This is a genomic window from Paracoccus sp. NSM, assembly GCF_052379855.1.
Classification (GTDB): Bacteria; Pseudomonadota; Alphaproteobacteria; order Rhodobacterales; family Rhodobacteraceae; genus Paracoccus.
The window spans coordinates 454,914-475,564 of sequence record NZ_JBQTCG010000001.1; the positions used below are offsets into that span (position 1 = coordinate 454,914).

Sequence of the window (20,651 nt, forward strand, 5' to 3'; positions counted from 1 at the left end):
CTGTACGATTCTTGCGTATGACAGGGCAGAACAGTCCGTTTGTTACGCAAGATGCTTGACGGCTAGCAATCAGCGGTTAGAAAGTCAACAACGCTGCCATATCGGCGATCCAAGGTGCGAGGGTGTCAGGAATGCAGGACAAGGCGCGGATCCAGGCCATGGTGGGCGAGGATCTTCTGTTCCTCACCGACGATCAGCTGCGCCGCGGGATCGAGGCGATGTTTTTCGCCTATCGCGCCTTTACGGCCGATCCCGACCTGATCCTGGCCGATCTGGATTACGGCCGCGCCCATCACCGCGCGCTGCATTTCGTCAACCGCGATCCGGGCCTGACCGTGACCGCGCTGCTGGCGGTTCTGGGCGTCACCAAGCAGAGCCTCAACCGCGTGTTGCGGACCCTGATCGACGATGGCCTTGTCGAAAGCCGCGTGGGTCGGCGCGACCGGCGCGAGCGTCAGCTTTACCTGACCCCGCAGGGCGTCGCGCTGGAACGGCGGCTGTCGGAATCGCAGCGGGCGCGGATGCGGGCGGCCTATCGCAAGGCCGGGCCGCAGGCGGTGGCGGGTTTCCGGCAGGTGCTGGAGGCGATGATGGACCCCGAGACGCGGGCGCAGTATCAGGCCCTGAAGGAACTGCCCGAGGACCGCTGATCCGCCATGACCACGCCAGATGCCCATATCCTTGTCGTTGACGATGACGAGCGTATCCGCTCGCTTCTGGGCAAGTTCCTGCGGAAAAGCGGTTATATGGTCAGTCTGGCGCGCGACGCGGCTCAGGCGCGGCGGCTGCTGGCGGGGCTGGAATTCGACCTGATCGTGCTGGACGTGATGATGCCGGGCGAGGATGGGCTGGCCCTGACCCGCGATCTGCGCCGCCGCATCGACACGCCGATCCTGCTCTTGACCGCCAAGGGCGAGACCGAGGACCGGATCACCGGGCTGGAATCGGGGGCCGACGACTACCTGCCCAAGCCCTTTGAGCCGCGCGAATTACTGCTGCGGATCGCCGCCATCCTGCGCCGCGTGCCGGTGGTCGAGATGACGCAGCCGAAATTCCTGACCCTCGGCGCGCTGCGCTACGATACCGAAAAGGGCGAATTGTGGCAGGGCGACCAGCCCTTGCGCCTGACCGGGACCGAGGCGGCGCTGATGCGGCGGCTTGCCTCCAGCCGGGGCCAGCCCGTCAGCCGGGCGGAACTGGTCGAGGATCTGGGCCGGGGGACGGGCGACGAGGGCGAGAACAGCGAACGCGCCATCGACGTTCAGATCACCCGCCTGCGCCGCAAGATCGAGACCGACCCGCGCGAGCCTCGTTACATCCAGACCGTGCGCGGCACGGGCTACATGCTGGTGGTGGACTAGGGCGGCCATTCGCCCTAGCCTTTGGCGGTGATGGATCAGGCGACATATCAGGGATTCGCGCTGGACGCCCAGACGGCGCTGGCGCTGCTGGAATGGCAGCTTGAGATGGGCGCCGACACGCCGCTGCTGGATGATCCGGTGGACCGGTTCGATCTGCCCGCGCAGGCCGCGCCCGCCATCCCGATGGCCCAGCCCGCCCCGCAGGTCGCCGCGCCCGAAGCCGACGACCTTCCCGCCCGCATATCCGAGGCCGAGGCGCTGGCCGCCGCCGCGACCAGTCTCGACGCGCTGGCCTCCGCGCAGGAAGGGTTCGACGGGATCGAGCTGAAAAAGGGCGCCCGCCGCTTCTGTTTCGCCGATGGCCGGCCGGGGGCGCGCGTGCTGATCCTGGGCGAGGCGCCGGGCGATGAAGAGGACCGGCAGGGCCGCCCCTTCGTGGGCCGGGCCGGGCAGTTGCTGGACCGGATGTTCGGCGCGATCGGGCTGGCTCGCGACGCGGTCGATGCGGAACGCGCGCTTTACATCACCAACGTCCTCGGCTGGCGCCCGCCGGGCAATCGCGACCCCAGCCCCGATGAAATTGCCGTGAGCCTGCCCTTCGTGCGGCGCCATATCCAGCTGGCGCAGCCCGATCTTGTGGTGCTGATGGGCAATGTCGCGACCCAGGCCGCCATCGGCCAGCGCGGCATCCTGCGCCTGCGCGGCCAGTGGGTGCAGGCTTTCGACCGTCCGGCCCTGCCGATGACGCACCCCGCCTATCTGCTGCGCAACCCCGCCGCCAAGCGCGAGGCATGGGCGGACCTTCTGTCGCTGGCCGCGCGTCTGGAAGCCCTTTCCGTTTAGGTTCGGTTTCCGCATCATGGGCTAACCGGAACGTCCAACAGATGGACCTGTACGCATGCGATTCCTGACGCGCAGCCTTGCCGGGCTGTTTCTGACCTTCATCACGCTTGGCCTGCTGTTTCTGGCGGTGTTCCAGATCTGGCAGGCGGCCGAACAGCGGCGCGCGGGCGGGGGTCCGGGCTTTCGACCCGCCGAACAGGTCTTTACCGCGCGGCTGATCACGCTGGAGCCTGGGCAGATCACGCCGCAGATGCAGGTTTTCGGCACGATCCAGTCGCGCCGCCAGCTTGAACTGCGCGCGGGCGCTGCGGGGCAGATCGTGTTTCTCGACCCCGCCATGCAGGAAGGCGGCGCGGTCACGGCGGGGCAGGTTCTGGTCCGCATCGACCCCTCGGCCGCGCAGGCCGCCCTGGACAGCCGCGAGGCCGAACGCGACGACGCGCAGGGCAATCTGGCCGACCGCCGCCGCAGCGTGGCCATCGCCGCCGAGGATCTGGCCGCGGCCGAGCGTCAGTATGACTTGCGGCAGGCCGCCGTCGCCCGTCAACAGGATCTGGCCGGGCGCGGCCTTGGGACCAGCACGGAACGCGAGAATGTCGAACTGGCCGCCTCGACCGCAGAGCAGGCCGTGATCAGCCGCCGTGCGGCCCTGGCCGATGCCGAAAGCGCCGTGACCGCCGCCGAGAACGCCCTGCGCCGCGCCGAGATCGCCCTGACAGAAGCGCGCCGCGCCTTGGCCGATACCGAATTGCGGGCCGGTTTCGATGGCCGCGTCACCGCCGTCAGCGCGGTCGAGGGCGGCTTGGTCGGCATGAACGAACAGCTTGCCACGATCATCGACCCCGCCGCGCTGGAGGTGCAGATCCCCCTGTCGCTGGACCAGTTCGCCCGGCTTCTGGCCGGAGGCCGCGCCATCGAGGGCGTGCCGGTCGCCGTGGTTCTGGACGGGACGGCCGGGCAGGTGGCGATCGACGCCGTGCTGGACCGTTCCGCCGCCTCGGTGGCCGAAGGGGGCGCGGGCCGTCAGGTCTTTGCCCGTCTTCAGGGCGCCGACACGCCGCTGCGGCCGGGCGATTTCGTCCGCGTCCGCATCGCCGAGCCGGTGCTGGACCAGGCCGCGCAGATCCCGGCCTCGGCCGTGGGCGGCGACGGTGCGGTTCTGGTCGCCGATGACGAGGGGCGGCTGTCCTCGACCCCGGTCGAGGTGCTGCGGCGTCAGGGCGACGACCTGATCGTGGCTGTTCCCGCCCCGCTGTCGGGGGCGCGGATCGTGGCCGAACGCGCGCCGCAGCTGGGCACGGGCATCCGCGTCCGAGATGTGGGCGCGCGTCCATCCCCGCCCGGCGACGACGCCACCGCACCCGCCGCACGGCGCGGCGGCCCGCCCCCCGAGGGTCAGCAGGCGCGGCGCGAAGGGGCGGGCCGTGGCTGATCGCCGGGGCCTTCTGTCGCTGTTCGTGCGCCACCGCACGCTGGCCAATCTGGTGCTGGCGGTCATGGTGGTCGCGGGTCTCTACAGCGCGCCGAAGCTGCGCGCGCAGTTCTTCCCCGATACGGTCGTGCAGGAAATCGACGTCTCTGTCCGGTGGGACGGCGCGGGCGCGGATGATGTGGACCAGTCGGTCGTCGCGGTGCTGGAACCCGCGCTGATGGGGGTCGAGGGCGTGGCCCTGACCTCGTCCCAGGCGGTGCAGGGCTCGGCCCGGCTGCGGCTGGAATTCGAGCCGGGCTGGGACATGTCCCGCGCCATGTCCGAGGTCGAGACGGCGATCGCGGGCGCGGGCAACCTGCCCGAAGGCACCGAAGAGCCGCAGATCACCCGCCGCGCCTGGCGCGACCGGGTGGCGGATGTGGTGATCTCGGGGCCGGTCGGGCTGGACCAGCTGGGCCGCATCGCCGACGACATGTCGAACCGGCTTTATGCGCGCGGCGTCACGCGGCTGTCGGTGACGGGCATCTCGGCCCCCCAGACGCTGGTGCAGATCCGCATGGCCGACCTGATCCGCCACGACCTGACGATGGAGCAGGTCGCCGCCGTCATCGGGGCGGCGGCGGCGCCGATCCCGGCGGGCGACGTGGCCTCGGGGGCGGCGCGGGTGCGGACGGGGGCCGAGACGCGCGATCCGGCGGGCGTGGCCGCGCTGGTCCTCAAGGCGCTGCCGGACGGCACGCAGCTGACCGTGGGCGACGTGGCCGATGTCAGCGCCGAGGGGATCGACCGCGGCACCGCCTATTTCGTCGCGGGCAACCCCGCCGTGATGCTGGGGGTCGAGCGCAGCGCCTCGGGCGATGCGATCGGAATGCAGCGCAAGGTGGAATCGGTCGTCGCGCAGATGCAGCCCATGCTGCCCGCAGGCGTCCAGATCGACCTGGTGCGGGCGCGGGCCGAGCTGATCTCGGGGCGGCTGGCGCTGCTGCTGGACAATGCGATCCTTGGTCTGGCGCTGGTTCTGGGGTTGCTGTTCCTGTTCCTGAACGCACGCACCGCGATCTGGGTCGCGGCGGGTATCCCGGCCGCCCTCTTGGGCGCGGTCGCGCTGATGTATGCGGCGGGCATGACGATCAACATGATCTCGCTGTTCGCGCTGATCCTGACGCTCGGCATCATCGTGGACGACGCCATCGTGGTGGGCGAACATGCCGATTACCGCCACCGCAAGCTGGGCGAGCCGCCGCAGGTCGCCGCCGAACGCGCCGCCCAACGGATGGGCGCGCCGGTCGTGTCCTCGACCCTGACCACGATCATCGCCTTTGCCGGGCTGGTGACGGTAGGCGGCCGCTTCGGCGAGATGATCGGGGACATTCCCTGGACGGTGATCATGGTGCTGATCGCCTCGCTGGTGGAATGCTTCCTCGTCCTGCCCAACCACATGGCCCATGCGCTGGCCCATTCGGCGCGGGAACGCTGGTATGACCGCCCCTCGGCCTTTGTGAACCGCTGGCTGGACCGCTTTGTCGCCGCGGTGGTGCGCCCGGTGGCGCGTCTGGTCCTGGTCTGGCGCTATCCGGCGCTGGCCTTCGCGGTGGTGGCCCTGTCCTGGTCGGCGGCCACGCTGATCAGCGGCAAGGTGCCGTGGCGGTTCTTCGACGCGCCCGAACAGGGCAGCGTGACGGGCAATTTCGCCATGCTGGCGGGCGCCAGCCGCGCCGATACCGAACGTGTGATGGGCATGGTGCAAGAGGCCGTGGACGGCGTCGCCGCCCGCTACGAGGCCGAATACGGCACCAACCCGATCACCCATTCGATGACGCTTCTGGGCGGCAATTCGGGCCGCCCCCTGCCCGGCGCGGAAACCAAGGAGGCCGACCTTCTGGGCGCCGTCCAGATCGAGCTGATCGACCCTGATTTCCGCCCCTATTCCAGCTTTGAATTCGTCTCTGCCCTGCAAGAGGCGATGCCCACCGATCCCCGGCTGGAGGTGATCAGCTTTCGCGGCTTCCGGTCGGGGCCGGGGGGCGATGCGATCTCGGTCCGGATGACGGGGGCAAACGCGACCGTCCTGAAGGACGCCGCCGAGGCGCTGAAGCTGCGCCTGTCGGCCTTCCCCGAGGTCTCCGCGCTGGAAGACAGCATGGATTACGACAAGGACGAGCTGGCCCTGCGCCTGACCGCGCGCGGCGAGGCGCTAGGCTTCACCACGCAGGGCCTTGCGCGCGAATTGCGCCAGCGTCTGGGCGGGATCGAGGCCGCGACTTTCCCCGTCGGCACAAGGTCGGGCGCGATCAATGTCGAATTGCCGCCCGAGGAACGGCAGGGCGATTTTCTTGACCGGATGATGATGCGCGCGGCCTCGGGGCAATGGGTGCCGCTGGCCGATATCGTCACGGTCGAGACGGCGGCCGGTTTCTCGGTCGTGCGGCGCGAGAATGGCGAGCGGATGATCTCGGTCACGGGGGACATCTCGGATGACGACCCGGCGCGCGCGGCGCAGATCACGCAGGCGCTGCAGGCCGAGCTGATGCCCGACATCGCCGCTGAATTCGGCATCAGCTACACGATCACCGGGCTGGCCGAACAGGAACAGGAATTCCTGGGCGACGCGGTCCTGGGTTTCGGTCTGGCGCTGGCCGGGATCTACATGGTGCTGGCCTGGATCTTCGCCAGCTGGACGCGGCCCATGGTGGTCATGTCGGTCATTCCCTTCGGGCTGATCGGCGCGATCTGGGGGCATTACATCTGGCAATTGCCGCTGACGATGTTCTCGATCGTGGGGCTGATCGGCATGTCGGGGATCATCATCAACGATTCCATCGTGCTGATCTCGACCATCGACGAATATACCCGCAAGCGCGGCCTGCGCCCGGCCATCGTCGCGGCGGTCTGCGACCGGTTCCGCCCGGTTCTGCTGACCACGGCGACCACGGTTCTGGGCCTTGCGCCGCTGCTTTACGAACGCTCGTCGCAGGCGCTGTTCCTGAAGCCCACCGTGGTGACGCTGGTTTATGGGCTGGGCCTTGGCATGCTGATCGTCCTGCTGGTCGTGCCGGCGGTGCTGGCCATCGGCGCCGATCTGGGGCGGGCGCGGCAGGCCTTTGCGCGCAGCCGCCGGGCGCGGCCGGTGGCGGGGGTGATGCGCGCGGCGGTGGCGGGCGGCGCGCTGGCCTTCGCGCTGACGCTGCTGCCGGTGACGCTGTTGCCCGCGACGGGGCTGGCGCTGCCCGACTGGTGGCCGGTGGCGGGCTCGGTCGGTGCGGCGCTTGGCGCCTATGCGCTCGCGCTGCTGGCGGTGGTGCTGGGCGCAGGGCTCTGGGCGCTGCGCCGCGCGCCCGCGATCAGGGGCTGAGACGGCAGCCGAAGCTTTCGACCGCATCATCGGCGCTGACCACGGTCAGCCGCAGGGCCGAGGGGTCCAGTGGAAAGGGCGCGGCCTCGGGGCCGACCATCTCGGCCACGGCGACGGGGCCATCGGCGCGCATCTCGATCTCGGCCCCCGAGACCCAGAGGTCGGGCTTGCCCTCGACCTCGATCGCGGCCAGTTCGGGTGTCTCCGAGGGTAGCGCCATCTCGACCCGCAGACCGTCCTCGATCGCGTCGATCCGGCATTCGGGCAGGTCCTCGACCAGACGCGGCGTGTCGGCCATGGCGGCCTTGATGCGGCTGTCGGGCAGGGTGCCGGGCGGCGGCGCGCTGAGGTCAAGCTGGGCCGGCACGCAGATGTTGTCGCACAGGCCCAGCTCGATCTGGCTGTGCAGTGTCAGGGGCAGGGCAGCATCGGTGGGGCTGGCGGTGAAGGGCAGGACAAGATGCTCGTGATAGCCCAACTCCTGCGCGCCGCCGGAACTGATCGCCTCGGGGGCGGGCCAGTGAAAGACCACGCCGGCCAGATTGTCCGAGCCGTCCCATGCGAAACTGGGCGGCAGGCCGCTGTCGCCGGGGCTGCGCCAATAGGTCTTCCAGCCCGGCTCCAGCACCAGTTCCAGTGCGGCGATCCGGTTGCCCGCCGCGTCGGTCCAGCCGGGCAGCAGACGGGCATCGACAAGGCCAAGCGGCAACTCGCCCTCGGCCAGACGCATCTGGGCATAGGCGGGCGGGGCCAGCAGGCAGGCAAGGGCAAGGGAAAGGCGCAACATGCCCCTGACATAGCGCTGCCCGCGACCGTCTGAGAAGTCACAAAGCCGCGCGGCGCTTGCATCGGGGGGCTCTCGTGCCGATCTTGTGATGGAAAGGAGACGCAATGACCACAGCGGACAAGGCCGAGAACCTCACGGGCAAGATCCTGATCGCCATGCCGGGCATGACCGACCCCCGATTCGAGCGGTCGGTGGTGCTGGTCTGCGCTCATTCCGTCGAAGGCGCGATGGGCCTGATCCTGAACCGCCCCCTGCCCGAGATCCGATTCGACGACCTGCTTGAGCAGCTGGGGATCGACGCCGATGACGGCGCCCGCATGATCGAGGTCCGCTTTGGCGGCCCGGTTGAGCCGGGGCGCGGCTTCGTGCTGCACAAGGTTCCGGAACATGGAAGCGACCCCGAGGGGCGGCTGCGCATCTCGGGCGGGCTGGCGATGACGACGACTCGCGATATCCTGGAGGACATCGCCTCGGGCGAGGGTCCCCGCCCGGCGGTTCTGGCGCTTGGCTATTCCGGCTGGGGTCCGGGCCAGCTGGAGGCTGAGATGCTGGCCAATGGCTGGCTGACCGGCGATAGCGCCGAGGACCTGATCTTTGCGCCCTCGCACGAGGACAAGTGGAGCCGCGCGCTGAAGGCGCAGGGTATCGACCCCTCGCTTCTGTCAGGCACGGCAGGCCGCGCCTGACTTGCGTCCCGCGGTGGCCGGGGGCGCTTCGCCCCCCGGACCCCCCGAGGATATTTCAGTGAAGAAGAAATCCGCGCCGTGACAGGGCGCTGGTGGCGATCGGCTTTAGCGGTGGCGCGGTCGCGCGCGGGGGGACCGGGGGGTGCAGCCCCCCGGGGCTTCGCGGGACGCAATCGCGCCTCAGCCGAAGTCGGGGAAGAACTTCTGGGACGGGGTGAAGATCTCGCAGCCCTCGGCGGTGACCCCGATCGAGTGTTCGAACTGCGCCGAGAGCGACTTGTCGCGCGTCACCGCCGTCCAGTCATCGGCGAGGACCTTGGTCTCGGGGCGGCCCAGATTGATCATCGGCTCGATGGTGAAGATCATGCCTTCCTCGAGGACCGGGCCTTTGCCGGGGCGGCCGAAATGAAGCACGTTCGGGGGCGCGTGGAACACCTTGCCGATGCCGTGGCCGCAGAAATCGCGCACGACCGACATGCGGTGGCCCTCGGCATGGGTCTGGATCGCGTGGCCGATATCGCCGAAGGTCGCGCCGGGGCGGACGGCCTCGATCCCTTTCATCAGCGCGTCATGCGTGACCTGGATCAGGCGCTGCGCCTTGAGCGGCGCGCGGCCCGCGACATACATGCGGCTGGTGTCGCCGAACCAGCCCTCGACGATGACGGTCACGTCGATGTTCAGGATGTCGCCGTCCTGCAGCACCTTGTCGCCGGGAATGCCGTGGCAGACGACATGGTTCACGCTGATGCAGCTGGCATGCTGGTAGCCGCGATAGCCGATCGTGGCCGAGGTGACGCCCAGTTCCTCGATCCGGGTGCGGATGAAATCGTCCAGCGCGCCGGTCGTGGCGCCCGGCTGGACCAGCGGCCCCACCTCGTCAAGGATTTGCGCCGCGACCCGGCCTGCCTTGCGCATCCCGTCGAAATCGCCGGGCAGGTGGATGCGGATGCCCTCGCGGGTGATGCGGCCTTCGTCCATCGCGGTTCCTTTCGTCATCCCGCCTAGATAGACGCGATGCCGCACTTGTTCCAGCCCCGCGCGGGCGCTTACAAGAAGGGGCATCATCGAAAAGGGCAGGAAATGCAGTCCGACAATCCCACCGCAGCGATCCTTGTCATCGGGGACGAGATCCTCTCGGGGCGCACGCGCGAAGGCAATGCGCATCATCTGGCGCAGGTCCTGTCCGCGACCGGGTTCGACCTGCGCGAGATCCGCGTGGTGGCCGATGACCATGACCGTATCGTGGCGGCGATCCGGGCGTTGGATGGCAGCCTGGGCGGCGATTACGACCTGCTGTTCACCTCGGGCGGGATCGGGCCGACGCATGACGACATCACCGCCGATGCCGTCGCCGCCGCCCACGGCACCGGGATCGAGGTCAACGCCGAGGCGCGCGCCCTGCTTCAGGCCCGCTGCGATCGGATGGGGACCGTCTTGACCGAGAACCGCCTGCGGATGGCGCGCATCCCGGTCGGTGCGACGCTGATCGACAATGCCGTGTCCGCCGCGCCGGGCTTTTCCATCGGCAATACGCATGTGATGGCGGGCGTGCCAGAGGTGTTCCGCGCGATGGTGGACTGGCTTCTGCCGCGCCTGTCTGCCGGGCGGCCGGTCTGTTCGGCCACGGTCGAGGTGCGGCGCGGCGAAAGCGACGTCGCCGAAGAGCTGAAGGCCGTGGCCGCCGAATATGCCGACCTGTCGCTTGGCAGCTATCCCTTCCATGACGCGACCGGCTGGGGGACGAACCTGGTCGTGCGCGGGCTGGATCAGGCGCGCGTCGATGCGGCCATGGCCGATCTGCGCGCCCGGATCGGGCTGTGACGCATCTGCCCGACGCGGCGCTGGCCCATGCCTTCGAGGCAAGCTGGCCGCCCGCCCGGACCGAACGGGCGGGCGGCTTTCTGGTGGGTCTGGGCGAGGGCGCCGGAGGCCGCGTCAGTTCGGCCCTCGCCCTGCCGGACTGGCGCCCCGAGGATATCGCTTTGGCCGAGGCGCAGCACCGCGCATGGGGCCAGCGCCCGCTGTTTCGCGCCTGGGACGGCGATCATGCGCTGATCGCGGCGCTGAAAGGGCGCGGTTACGGCTTGGTAATCCCGACCCTGGTGCTCGAGGCGCCCGTTTCCGCCCTGACCGACCGGCCCCTGCCGCCGGTGACGGGCTTTGCGCTCTGGCCGCCTCTGGCGATCCAGCGCCGCATCTGGGAGGCAGGCAACATCAACCCCGCCCGTCAGGCCGTGATGGATCGTGTCGCCCTGCCCAAGGCCGCGCTGTTGGGGCGCCTGCGCGACCGGGCGGCGGCGGCGGGGTTCGTCGCGGTGGCGGGCGATGTCGCCATGCTGCACGGGCTTGAGGTCCTGCCCGATTTCCGCCGTCAGGGTCTGGCAGGATGGATGGTGCGGCAGGCGGCCTTCTGGGCCGCCGAACAGGGCGCCACGCGGCTGGCCTTGGCCATGTCCGAGGCCAATGCCGCCGCGCATGCGCTTTATCGCGGCCTCGGCTTCACCGAGGCCGCGCGCTATGGCTATTACGCCCCGGCCTGAGCGGCGCGCTTGTCCTCGGTCATGGTCTCGAAATCCGAGGCCGAGTGCCGTTCGTGCAACTGCTCCGAGGGCTGACCCGAGGTCTTGTTGACCATCACGCCGCGCCGGACGGCGGGTCGGGCCGCGATCTCGTCATGCCAGCGCCGGACATTGCTGTAGCTGGCCGCGTCCAGAAAGGTCGCCGCGTCCCCGTAAAGCTTGCCCGCGATCAGCTGCCCATACCACGGCCAGATCGCCATGTCGGCGATGGAATATTCGTCGCCCGCCATGAAGCGGTTTGTGGCCAGATGCTGGTCCAGCACGTCAAGCTGGCGCTTGGTCTCCATCGCGTAGCGGTCGATCGCATATTCGATCTTGGTCGGCGCATAGGCGTAGAAATGCCCGAAACCCCCGCCCAGGAACGGGGCCGAGCCCATCTGCCAGAACAGCCAGTTCAGCGCCTCGGTCCGGGCCGCCGGGTCCTTGGGCAGGAAGGCCCCGAACATCTCGGCCAGATACAGAAGGATCGAGCCCGATTCGAACACGCGCTGCGCCGGATCGGTGCCGTGATCCATCAGCGCGGGGATCTTGCTGTTCGGGTTGGCCGCGACGAAGCCGCTGCCGAACTGGTCGCCATCGCCGATCCTGATCAGCCAGGCGTCGTATTCGGCGTCATGGCCGGCCTCCAGCAGTTCCTCGAAGAGGATCGTGACCTTCTGCCCGTTGGGCGTGGCCAGCGAATACAGCTGGAACCGGTGATTGCCGCGCGGCAGGTCGCGGTCAAAGCGCGCGCCTGCGGTGGGGCGGTTGATGCTGGCGAACTGGCCGCCGTTTTCCTTGTCCCAGGTCCAGACCTTGGGCGGGGTGTAATAGGTGCTCATCGCGTTCCCTCATTGCCTGATCTGCAAGATGTGAACGCGGGCGCCCAAGATCAACCCGCGCGGGGGCTTGGCGATGTTCCGCTAATGTTCTAGCATGACGCCATGCTGCCGCCCCGCGATCCCCATCTGCGCCTCAAGGCGCGCGGTGCCGCCTCGGCCCCCGCCGGGCGGTTCGACCATCAGACGCGGCTGCGCGAATCCGACGGCTGGGACATCCCCGAGGACGACGCGTTGCTGCGCACCGAACTGGCCTTTGAACAGCCGCGCAGCATCATCACGCGCAATACCTCGCCCGACATTTCCTTTGACCGCTCGATCAACCCATATCGGGGCTGCGAACATGGCTGCATCTATTGCTATGCGCGCCCCAGCCACGGCTATCTGGGCCTGTCGCCGGGCCTGGATTTCGAGACGAAGATCACCGCCAAGCCCGATGCTGCCCGCCTGCTGGAGCGGGAACTGGCGCGCCCCGGCTACAAGCCCGCGCCGATCGCGCTTGGCACGAATACCGACCCCTATCAGCCGGTGGAAGCGAAGCTGGCGATCATGCCCGGCATCCTGCGCGTGCTGCGCGACTGGAACCACCCGGTGACGCTGGTGACGCGGGGGCGGACGGTGCTGCGTGATCTGGACCTCTGGGCGGAACTGGCCGCGCGCGATCAGGCGGCGGTCGGGATCAGCGTTACCACGCTGGACGCAGGCCTCGCCCGCGCGCTGGAACCCCGCGCGCCTGCGCCCGCCACCCGGATCGGGATGATCCGCGCGCTGGCCCGCGCGGGCGTGCCGGTCCGCGTGATGGTCGCTCCCGTCATCCCCGTCCTGACCGAGCCCGAGATCGAGGCGATCCTGACCGCCGCGCGCGAGGCGGGCGCGACCACGGCCAGCATGATCCCCCTGCGCCTGCCGCATGAGGTCGCGCCCCTGTTCCGCGACTGGCTGGAACGCCACCGGCCCGGCATGGCGGCGCATGTGATGAACCGCGTGCAGGCGATGCGCGGCGGGCGCGACAACGACCCACGCTTTGGCAGCCGCTTCCGGGGCGAGGGGATCGAGGCCGATCTGGCCCGCCAGCGTTTCCGGCTGGCGCGGCGCAGGCTGGGCTATGCCGAGGGGGCGCCCGCGCTGGATTGCTCGCGCTTCGGGGCGCCGCCCCGCGCCGGCGACCAGCTGTCGCTGTTCTAGTTCCGGCGGCCGATGGTCAGGCGGTCATCGTCCAGCCCGGCGCTGAAGGCGCCCAGCTTTTCGGCGATCTGGTCCAGCGTCGGGCGCGGGCCCTGGGGCCGCGTCTCAAGTGCGTCGCGCATGGCGCGCAGATGCGGGGCCATCGTGCCGCAGCAGCCGCCGATCACCCGCACGCCCAGATCGCGCGCCAGACAGGCGTAATCGGCCATCAATTCGGGCGTGCCGTCGTAATGCAGATGCCCGCCCTCCAGCCGCGCGACGCCGGCATTGCCCTTGGCGATCAGCGGGCGCTCATTGCCCGAGGCGACCAGCGCGGCCATCGTCCGCAACAGGTCCGAGGCGCCCACGCCGCAATTGGCACCATAGGCGACGGGCGGGTTCGGCAGACGCTCGACCGCGGCGGCCAGTTGCGCGGGCGTGGTGCCCATCATCGTGCGCCCCGCCGTGTCGAAGCTGAGCGCCCCGCACCACGGCATGTCCGCACGCTGCGCGGCCTCGGCGGCGGCGCGCAATTCCTCCAGCGAGGCCAGCGTCTCGACCCACAGGATGTCGGCCCCGCCGTTGCGCAGCGCCTCGGCCTGTTCGTGAAAGATCTCGACGGCGGCGGCATGGGTCAGGCTGCCCATCGGGGCCATGAAATCGCCGATCGGCCCCATGCTGCCCGCCACCACGACCGGACGCCCGGCGCGGTCGGCGGCCTCGCGGCCCAGTTCGGCGGCCAGACGGTTCAGCTCGGCCACGCGGTCCGACAGGCCATGCAGGCGCAGGCGGCCCGCATTCGCGCCAAAGCTGTTGGTCAGGAACAGGTCCGACCCCGCGGCCAGCGCGTCGGAATGCAGCGTCAGGATCGCCTCGGGGCGGGTCGCGTTCCACAATTCGGCGGGGCTGCCGGATTCCAGGCCCATGTTGAACAGGGCCGTCCCGGTCGCTCCGTCGGCCATCACCCAGTCGCGTTCCGCCAGAAGGCGGCTCAAGGCATCCGTCATCGCCAGGTTCCCTGCCGGGGCGGCCATCGCCCCGGTCTGTCCGATCATCATGTCCATGATAGGTCGCGCCGTCCGTTTTCACAATCTCAGGTGGAGACGGGCATTCAACAAATGAAAACCGCGCCGGTTTCCCGGCGCGGCGATTTTGTCCGACCTTTTTGACAAAGATCAGTTGCGGTCGTCGCCGTCCTCGTCCGACGAGGCGCCACCGATATCGTCGAACAGTTCGGCGATCTCGAATTCGGCCTCGGCATCGGCCTCGGCGGCCAGATCCTGGATCGACTTGCCCTGGGCTTGCAGCACAGCTTCTTCGGCCGAGCGTGCGACGTTCAGGATGATCGTCGCCTCGACCTCGGGGTGCAGCACGACATGGACGTCATGCATGCCCAGATCCTTGATGGGCGCGCGCAGGACGACCTGCTTGCGATCCACCGAGAAGCCGGCCTCGGTCGCGGCATCGGCCGCGTCGCGGGTCGTGACCGAACCGTAAAGCGCGCCCGAATCCGATGCCGAACGGATGACCACGAAGGTCTGCCCGTCCAGTTTCTCGGCCACGGCCTGCGCTTCGGCCTTGGTCTCGGCGTTGCGGGCTTCCAGTTGCACCTTCTGGCCTTCGAACGCCTTGATGTTGGCTTCCGAGGCGCGCAGCGCCTTGCCTTGCGGCAAGAGGAAGTTGCGCGCATAGCCTTGCTTGACGTTCACGACGTCGCCCATCTGGCCCAGCTTGGCCACACGTTCCAGCAGGATGACTTGCATCTTTCAGGTCTCCTTACTTCACGACATAGGGCAGCAGGGCGAGGAAGCGGGCGCGCTTGATCGCACGGGCCAGCTCGCGCTGCTTCTTGGCCGAGACGGCGGTGATGCGCGAGGGCACGATCTTGCCGCGTTCGGAAATGTAACGCTGCAGCAGGCGCGTGTCCTTGTAGTCGATCGCGGGCGCGTTCTCACCCGAGAACGGGCAGACCTTGCGGCGGCGGAAGAAGGGTTTGTTCGCCATGGTTCAGATCCTCTCAGTTCCGCTCGCGGCGTTCGCCGCGGTCAGCGCGATCGCCACGGTCGCCGCGATCACCACGGTCGCCGCGCGGACGGTCGCCACGCTCGCCACGCTCTTCGCGCTTCTGCATCTGGACCGACGGGCCTTCCTGATGCTCGTCCACGCGGACGGTCATCACGCGCATCACGTCGTCATGCAGGCGGGCCAGACGCTCCATTTCCTGGACGGCGGCCGAGGGGGCGTCCGAACGCAGGAAGGCGTAATGGCCCTTGCGGTTCTTGTTGATCTTGTAGGCGAGGGTGCGGACACCCCAGTATTCGTGCTCGACAACCTTGCCGCCGTTATCGGCGAGAACGGTCGAGAAATGTTCGATCAGCCCTTCGGCCTGCGTGTTCGACAGGTCCTGACGGGCGATCAGCACATGCTCATAGAGAGGCATGGCGATCCTTTCTGTGTCCGGGCGCATTTCATCGACGGGCTGACCTTCCGCATCCCGTCACGAGAGGCTGCGCCGATTGAGTCAAATCGCGGCGGAAGGATGGGGTCTTATAGGGGCGGGGCCGGGAAATGCAAGGCGATTCGGGCCTTCTGACGCGCGTCCCGCCGCGCCTCGGGCCGCAAAGCGGGCTTGCGGGTCTGTGGGCCGCGCCGCAGAGTGCGGGCGACAGGCAGGGAGGCCGCGATGGCGCTGGAAGACGCAAAGACACAGGTGGATCAGGCCTTTACCCGGGACAGCCTGCGCGGCCTGTCCTACGAGAACGCCTTTGGCGGCGCGGTCAGCTTTCTGCGGCGGCGCTATTCAAAGGACCTGACCGGGGTGGATGTGGCCGTCACGGGCATTCCCTTTGACCAGGCCGTGACGCATCGCCCCGGCGCGCGGTTCGGGCCGCGCGCGATCCGCGAGGCCTCGACCTTGCAGGCGTTTGATGCGCCCTATGGCTGGGGCTATGATCCGTTCAGCCTGCTGAGCATCGTGGATTACGGCGACATGGCCTTTGATTATGCCGTCGTTCACGAGGTTCCGGGCCGGATCGAGGCGCATCTGGGCGCGATTCTGGATGCGGGGGCGGCGCCGGTTTCACTGGGGGGCGATCACTTCGTGACGCTGCCGATCCTGCGGGCAGTGGCGGCGCGGCGGGGGCCGGTGGCGCTGATCCAGTTCGACGCGCATTCCGACACATGGGTCGATGACGACCCGTCGCGGATCGATCACGGCACCTTCCTCTACAAGGCCATCCGCGAGGGGCTGGTGGACCCGGCCGCCAGTGTCTCGGTCGGGATCAGGACGGACAATCCCGACACGATGGGGGTGACGATCCTCGACGCGGCCTCGGTCCATCGGGACGGGGTCGAGGCGACCCTGACACGCATCAAGGCGGTTGTGGGCGAAAGGCCCTGCTACCTGACCTTTGACATCGACGCGCTGGACCCGGCCTTTGCGCCCGGCACCGGCACGCCGGTCTGGGGCGGGCTGGCCAGCTGGCAGGCGGCGGCGCTGTTGCGCGGGCTGGCGGGGATCGACCTGATCGGGGGCGACGTGGTCGAGGTCTCGCCGCCCTATGACACGACCGGCGCGACGGCGATTGCGGGGGCGCATGTCGCGGTCGAACTGATCGCGCTTCTGGGCTGGAACCGGCGGTGAATGGCGTCCCGCGACGTGCCGGGGGGCTGGGGCGCCCCCCGGACCCCCGCCGCCGCATCGTCTCGGCGCGGCTTGTCCTGCGGCAGGCCTGGCTGTAATCCGATCCGATGTTGCCTGAAGACCGCCTGATCCAGATCGTGCAGCGTTTCGAGTTTCTCGAGGCGCAGCTGAATGCCGGGGCCGCCGCCGACCAGATCGCGCGGATCAGCCGCGAATATTCCGAACTGAAACCCGTGGTCGAGCAGATCGCCCTGTGGCGCGCGGGCCTTTCGGGCCGCGCCGAGGCCGAGGCGATGCTGGCCGACCCCGAGATGCGCGATCTGGCCGCCGAGGAATTGCGCCGGCTGGAGGCCGAGTTGCCCGCGCTGGAACAGGCCCTGCGCGTCGCGCTGCTGCCCCGCGACGCCGCCGATGCCCGCCCCGCCATCCTGGAAATCCGCCCCGGCACCGGCGGCGACGAGGCCGCCTTGTTCGCGGGCGACCTGTTCGAGATGTATCGCCGCCATGCCGAGGCGCAGGGATGGGACTTTCAGATCCTGGAACTGACGCGGTCCGAACTGGGTGGCGTGCGCGAGGCGGTGGTGCGGATCGCGGGCGAGGGTGTCTTTGCCCGGCTCAAATACGAATCCGGCGTGCATCGCGTCCAGCGCGTCCCCGAGACCGAATCGGGCGGGCGCATCCATACCAGTGCCGCCACCGTGGCCGTTCTGCCCGAGGCTGAAGAGGTCGATATCGACATTCCCGCCACCGATATCCGCATCGACACGATGCGCGCCTCGGGGGCGGGCGGCCAGCACGTCAACACGACCGACAGCGCCGTCAGGATCACCCACCTGCCCACCGGCATCGTCGTGACCAGTTCGGAAAAGTCCCAGCACCAGAACCGCGCCAATGCCATGGCGGTCCTGCGCGCCCGCCTTTACGACGCCGAACGGCTGCGCGCCGATGCCGAACGCGCCGCCGATCGCAAAAGCCAGGTCGGCAGTGGCGACCGCAGCGAACGCATCCGCACCTACAACTTTCCGCAGGGCCGCATGACTGATCACCGCATCAACCTGACGCTCTACGCGCTGGACCGGATCATGGCGGGCGACCTGTCCGAGATCATCGACGCGCTGGTTGCCCATGATCAGGCGGCCCGTCTGGCCATGGCGCAATGAGGCTGTCGGACGCCCAGGCCGAGGGCGCGGCCCTGTTGCGCGCCGCCGGGATCGAGGGCGCCTCGCGCGACGCCGACCGCATTCTGGCCGCCGTACTGGAAATTGAGCCGGGCGCCCTGCGGATGACCGAGGATCGCGCCCTGACCGCCGATCAGGCCGCCGCCTTCCATCACGGCATCGCCGCCCGCGCCCTGCGCCAGCCCGTCGCCCAGATCGTCGGCTACCGCGATTTCTGGGCGCACCGCTTCAAGGTCACGCGGGACACGCTGGACCCCCGCCCCGAGACCGAGGCCCTGGTCGAGGCCGCGCTGACCCTGCCTTGGCGGACGGTTCTGGATCTGGGGACCGGGACGGGGGCGATCCTGATCTCGCTTCTGGCGGCGCGTCAGGGCGCGCGCGGCACCGGCACCGACCTGTCGGATGCCGCGCTGGATGTCGCCCGCCACAATGCCCGCCGGATCGGCGTCGATGCCCGCTTCCGCCGCGCCGACTGGTTTCAGGGCGTCGAGGGCGTCTTTGACCTGATCGTGTCGAACCCGCCCTATATCGCGGCCTCCGAGATGGCGGGCCTTGCCGCCGATGTCCGCGACTGGGAGCCCCATTCCGCGCTGACCGATGGCGGCGACGGGCTGTCGGCCTATCGCGCCATCGCCTCGGGCTGCCGTGCGCATCTTTCGCCGGGCGGGCATGTCCTGGTCGAGATCGGGGCGGCCCAGGGCGCCGATGTGGCGGCGATCTTCGCGGCGGCGGGGGCACGGGTCTCGATCCGGCCCGATCTGGACGGGCGCGACCGCGTGGTTGTGGCCGAATTCCCCGCCTGATCCGCCGATTGCCGCCCATCTGCGCCATTTTGCCAAGTTTTCGCTTGTCTCGCGGCGGCAGGCGTGGTTAGTCGGCAGCGTGACGAGGGGGGAACCCCTCGCATCGGTCAGCCTGACAATGCCGATTCCGCAAGGGGCGCCATGTGCGCCCATCGAGGGGCGAGGCAGGGCTGAGCGCATCGGCAAAGACGCCGATGCTGCCGTCATCCAACGCCGTGCGTCGAAGCCTCTGCCAAGACGACCCGACAACCTGACAGACAGACTGATGAGATCATCCAAATCACGTTCGCGTAGCAAGTCGAACCGCCAGCGTTCCCTTGGGAACATCGTGAACCGCGTGTTCGAAAGCTCGGGCCCCGAGGGCAAGGTGCGCGGCACGCCCCAGCAGATCATCGAGAAATACCTGACGCTGGCGCGCGACGCCCAGCTGTCCCATGACCGCGTCGCCGAGCAGAGCTTCCTGCAGCACGCCGAGCATTACACCCGCATGCTGGGCGAGGCTCAGCGCGAAATGGCCGAACGCCAGCCCCAGCCGAACGGCAACGGGCAGCACGGCCATCAGGGTCATCAGGGCGGCCAGAACGGTGGCCAGAATGGTGGTGGGGGGCAGCATTCCGGCCATCAGGGCGGCTACGCCCAGCAGGGTCGCACCCAGGATGACGAGCAGCCCCGCGAGCACCAGCCCCGAGATCAGGCCCGAGATCAGGCCCGCACCGAGCCCCGGCAAGAGCCCCGTGCAGAGCTTCGCCCCGAGCCTCGTGCCGAACAGCGCTCCGAACCCGCCCCGGTCGAGGATACTCCGGCTTTGCCCGATCCCGTCGGCGACGAGTCCGAGACCGGCCCGGTCGAGACCCCCGAAGCCGCCGAGGCCCCCGAGGCAACCGAGGCCAAGCCCCGCTCGCGCCGCAGCAGCCGTCCGCGCAGCACTGGCGGCGAGGAAACGGCGCCGCGCATCGCCCCGGCTCGCAGCCGGCGCAAGCCCGCCGCCGCCGCAGGCGCGCCCGCCGAAGCGCCGGCTTCCCCCGAAGGCTCCGGGGACTGAGCCCCGCCTGATGGCACGAATGCCAACGCCGCAGCCCCGCGCTGCGGCCTTTTTCAATGCGGCGAGGGAAAGCCGTCAGGCCGGGCGGCGCGCCTCGGCCAGGGCGCGGGCCAGCGCGCAGAAGCGGTCCAGCCCGATTTCCTCGGCGCGGGCGGTGGGGGGGATGCCTGCGGCTTCCAGCAGCGCCTCGATCTGCGGATGCAGCCCCTTCAGCGCCGCGCGCAGCATCTTGCGCCGCTGGTTGAAGGCCGCGCCCGTCACCTGAGACAGGACCGCCGGATCGGCGGGGTGGCGCGGCTCGGGCAGGGCGGTCAGGTGGACCACCGCCGAATGGACCTTGGGCGCTGGCACAAAGGCCTCGGGCGCCAGATGCATGACGATCCGCGCCTCGGCCCGCCATTGCGCCAGCAGCGCCAGCCGCCCATAGGCCTTGTCGCCGGGCCGCGCGACGATGCGTTCGGCGACCTCCTTCTGGAACATCAGCGTCAGCGATTGCCAGAAGGGCGGCCATTCCGGCGGCGTCAGCCAGCGGATCAGCAATTCCGTCCCGACATTATAGGGCAGGTTCGCCGCGACCCGGATCGGCGGCGTCAGATGCGCCAGCGGGTCGATCTGCAACGCGTCGCCATGGATCACGGTCAGGCGGCCCGGATAGCGGGCGGCGATCTCGGCCAAAGCGGGCAGGGCGCGTTCGTCCTTTTCGATGGCCAGCACATGGCGCGCGCCCTCGGCCAGAAGGCCGCGGGTCAGCCCGCCCGGGCCGGGGCCGATCTCCAGCACGTCGCAGCCCGACAGGTCGCCCGCCTGACGCGCGATCTTGGCGGTCAGGTTCAGGTCCAGCAGGAAGTTCTGGCCCAGCTGCTTTTTCGCGCGCAGGTCATGCGTGGCGATCACCTGACGCAGCGGCGGAAGGTCGTCGATCGTGCTCATGGCCGCGCCGCCGGGATTTGGATATTTGAGTGA

General features: G+C 69.3%; 21 protein-coding genes. 13 read left to right on the plus strand and 8 right to left on the minus strand.

The window, feature by feature from the left end:
* Positions 1-131 precede the first annotated feature (131 nt).
* The 5 genes from ACTZWU_RS02155 to ACTZWU_RS02175 are packed head-to-tail and all read left to right on the plus strand — an operon-like array spanning position 132 to position 6,988.
* Entirely contained in the window at positions 132-650 is a 519-nt protein-coding gene (locus ACTZWU_RS02155; protein ID WP_444735706.1) for a MarR family winged helix-turn-helix transcriptional regulator, read from the plus strand.
* Positions 651-656: 6 nt separating this feature from the next.
* Positions 657-1,361: a response regulator gene (locus ACTZWU_RS02160; RefSeq protein ID WP_444735707.1), complete on the plus strand. Its 705-nt coding sequence runs from the start codon at positions 657-659 to the stop codon at positions 1,359-1,361.
* A 30-nt stretch (positions 1,362-1,391) separates the two neighbouring features.
* A complete protein-coding gene (locus ACTZWU_RS02165; RefSeq protein ID WP_444735708.1) occupies positions 1,392-2,204 on the plus strand; it encodes a uracil-DNA glycosylase in 813 nt (270 codons plus the stop codon).
* 55 nt (positions 2,205-2,259) lie between these two features.
* Positions 2,260-3,636, plus strand: a complete 1,377-nt coding sequence (locus ACTZWU_RS02170; protein WP_444735709.1) for an efflux RND transporter periplasmic adaptor subunit — start codon at positions 2,260-2,262, stop codon at positions 3,634-3,636.
* Entirely contained in the window at positions 3,629-6,988 is a 3,360-nt protein-coding gene (locus ACTZWU_RS02175) for an efflux RND transporter permease subunit (RefSeq protein ID WP_444735710.1), read from the plus strand. The genes ACTZWU_RS02170 and ACTZWU_RS02175 overlap by 8 nt, the downstream gene beginning before the upstream one ends.
* On the opposite strand, the gene ACTZWU_RS02180 is transcribed toward ACTZWU_RS02175, so the two are convergent.
* Complete coding sequence (locus tag ACTZWU_RS02180; RefSeq protein ID WP_444735711.1) at positions 6,978-7,775, minus strand: protein-disulfide reductase DsbD domain-containing protein; 798 nt, start codon at positions 7,773-7,775, stop codon at positions 6,978-6,980. The genes ACTZWU_RS02175 and ACTZWU_RS02180 overlap by 11 nt on opposite strands.
* Before the next feature lie 104 nt (positions 7,776-7,879).
* Here ACTZWU_RS02180 and ACTZWU_RS02185 point away from each other — a divergent pair, with 104 nt between their 5' ends.
* Positions 7,880-8,461, plus strand: coding sequence for a YqgE/AlgH family protein (locus tag ACTZWU_RS02185; protein WP_444735712.1), 582 nt, complete (start codon positions 7,880-7,882; stop codon positions 8,459-8,461).
* A gap of 180 nt (positions 8,462-8,641) precedes the next feature.
* On the opposite strand, the gene map is transcribed toward ACTZWU_RS02185, so the two are convergent.
* Positions 8,642-9,439 (minus strand): type I methionyl aminopeptidase, encoded by a 798-nt coding sequence (gene map / locus ACTZWU_RS02190; protein ID WP_444735713.1) that lies wholly within the window; start codon positions 9,437-9,439, stop codon positions 8,642-8,644.
* A gap of 102 nt (positions 9,440-9,541) precedes the next feature.
* Here map and ACTZWU_RS02195 point away from each other — a divergent pair, with 102 nt between their 5' ends.
* Positions 9,542-10,282 carry a competence/damage-inducible protein A gene (locus tag ACTZWU_RS02195; RefSeq protein ID WP_444735714.1) on the plus strand — a complete coding sequence of 247 codons (741 nt, stop codon included), beginning with the start codon at positions 9,542-9,544 and terminating at the stop codon, positions 10,280-10,282.
* Positions 10,279-11,001 (plus strand): GNAT family N-acetyltransferase, encoded by a 723-nt coding sequence (locus ACTZWU_RS02200; protein WP_444735715.1) that lies wholly within the window; start codon positions 10,279-10,281, stop codon positions 10,999-11,001. The genes ACTZWU_RS02195 and ACTZWU_RS02200 overlap by 4 nt, the downstream gene beginning before the upstream one ends.
* On the opposite strand, the gene yghU is transcribed toward ACTZWU_RS02200, so the two are convergent.
* Entirely contained in the window at positions 10,986-11,861 is an 876-nt protein-coding gene (yghU, locus tag ACTZWU_RS02205; protein WP_444735716.1) for a glutathione-dependent disulfide-bond oxidoreductase, read from the minus strand. The two genes, ACTZWU_RS02200 and yghU, sit on opposite strands and share 16 nt — an antisense overlap.
* Before the next feature lie 102 nt (positions 11,862-11,963).
* On the opposite strand from yghU, the gene ACTZWU_RS02210 reads away from it, so the two are divergent.
* Entirely contained in the window at positions 11,964-13,043 is a 1,080-nt protein-coding gene (locus ACTZWU_RS02210; protein WP_444735717.1) for a PA0069 family radical SAM protein, read from the plus strand.
* On the opposite strand, the gene bmt is transcribed toward ACTZWU_RS02210, so the two are convergent.
* The 4 genes from bmt to rpsF all read right to left on the minus strand — a co-directional run bounded on the left by bmt (position 13,040) and on the right by rpsF (position 15,462).
* Complete coding sequence (gene bmt / locus ACTZWU_RS02215) at positions 13,040-14,029, minus strand: betaine--homocysteine S-methyltransferase (protein WP_444735884.1); 990 nt, start codon at positions 14,027-14,029, stop codon at positions 13,040-13,042. The genes ACTZWU_RS02210 and bmt overlap by 4 nt on opposite strands.
* Before the next feature lie 168 nt (positions 14,030-14,197).
* The gene (gene rplI / locus ACTZWU_RS02220) at positions 14,198-14,785 is read right to left on the minus strand and encodes a 50S ribosomal protein L9 (protein ID WP_444735718.1); all 588 of its coding nucleotides are present in this window, start codon (positions 14,783-14,785) and stop codon (positions 14,198-14,200) included.
* A 13-nt stretch (positions 14,786-14,798) separates the two neighbouring features.
* Positions 14,799-15,026: a 30S ribosomal protein S18 gene (rpsR, locus tag ACTZWU_RS02225; protein WP_103173059.1), complete on the minus strand. Its 228-nt coding sequence runs from the start codon at positions 15,024-15,026 to the stop codon at positions 14,799-14,801.
* 13 nt (positions 15,027-15,039) lie between these two features.
* Positions 15,040-15,462: a 30S ribosomal protein S6 gene (gene rpsF, locus ACTZWU_RS02230; protein WP_444735719.1), complete on the minus strand. Its 423-nt coding sequence runs from the start codon at positions 15,460-15,462 to the stop codon at positions 15,040-15,042.
* A 243-nt stretch (positions 15,463-15,705) separates the two neighbouring features.
* On the opposite strand from rpsF, the gene speB reads away from it, so the two are divergent.
* From speB to ACTZWU_RS02250, 4 genes are all read left to right on the plus strand, one after another.
* The gene (speB, locus tag ACTZWU_RS02235; protein WP_444735720.1) at positions 15,706-16,665 is read left to right on the plus strand and encodes an agmatinase; all 960 of its coding nucleotides are present in this window, start codon (positions 15,706-15,708) and stop codon (positions 16,663-16,665) included.
* A gap of 107 nt (positions 16,666-16,772) precedes the next feature.
* Positions 16,773-17,825 (plus strand): peptide chain release factor 1, encoded by a 1,053-nt coding sequence (prfA, locus tag ACTZWU_RS02240; protein WP_444735721.1) that lies wholly within the window; start codon positions 16,773-16,775, stop codon positions 17,823-17,825.
* Positions 17,822-18,646 (plus strand): peptide chain release factor N(5)-glutamine methyltransferase, encoded by an 825-nt coding sequence (prmC, locus tag ACTZWU_RS02245; RefSeq protein WP_444735722.1) that lies wholly within the window; start codon positions 17,822-17,824, stop codon positions 18,644-18,646. Before prfA ends, prmC begins: the two co-directional genes overlap by 4 nt.
* Positions 18,647-18,911: 265 nt before the next feature.
* The gene (locus ACTZWU_RS02250; RefSeq protein WP_444735723.1) at positions 18,912-19,688 is read left to right on the plus strand and encodes a DUF4167 domain-containing protein; all 777 of its coding nucleotides are present in this window, start codon (positions 18,912-18,914) and stop codon (positions 19,686-19,688) included.
* Positions 19,689-19,763: 75 nt separating this feature from the next.
* On the opposite strand, the gene rsmA is transcribed toward ACTZWU_RS02250, so the two are convergent.
* Complete coding sequence (gene rsmA / locus ACTZWU_RS02255) at positions 19,764-20,618, minus strand: 16S rRNA (adenine(1518)-N(6)/adenine(1519)-N(6))-dimethyltransferase RsmA (protein ID WP_444735724.1); 855 nt, start codon at positions 20,616-20,618, stop codon at positions 19,764-19,766.
* Between the last annotated feature and the right edge of the window lie 33 nt (positions 20,619-20,651).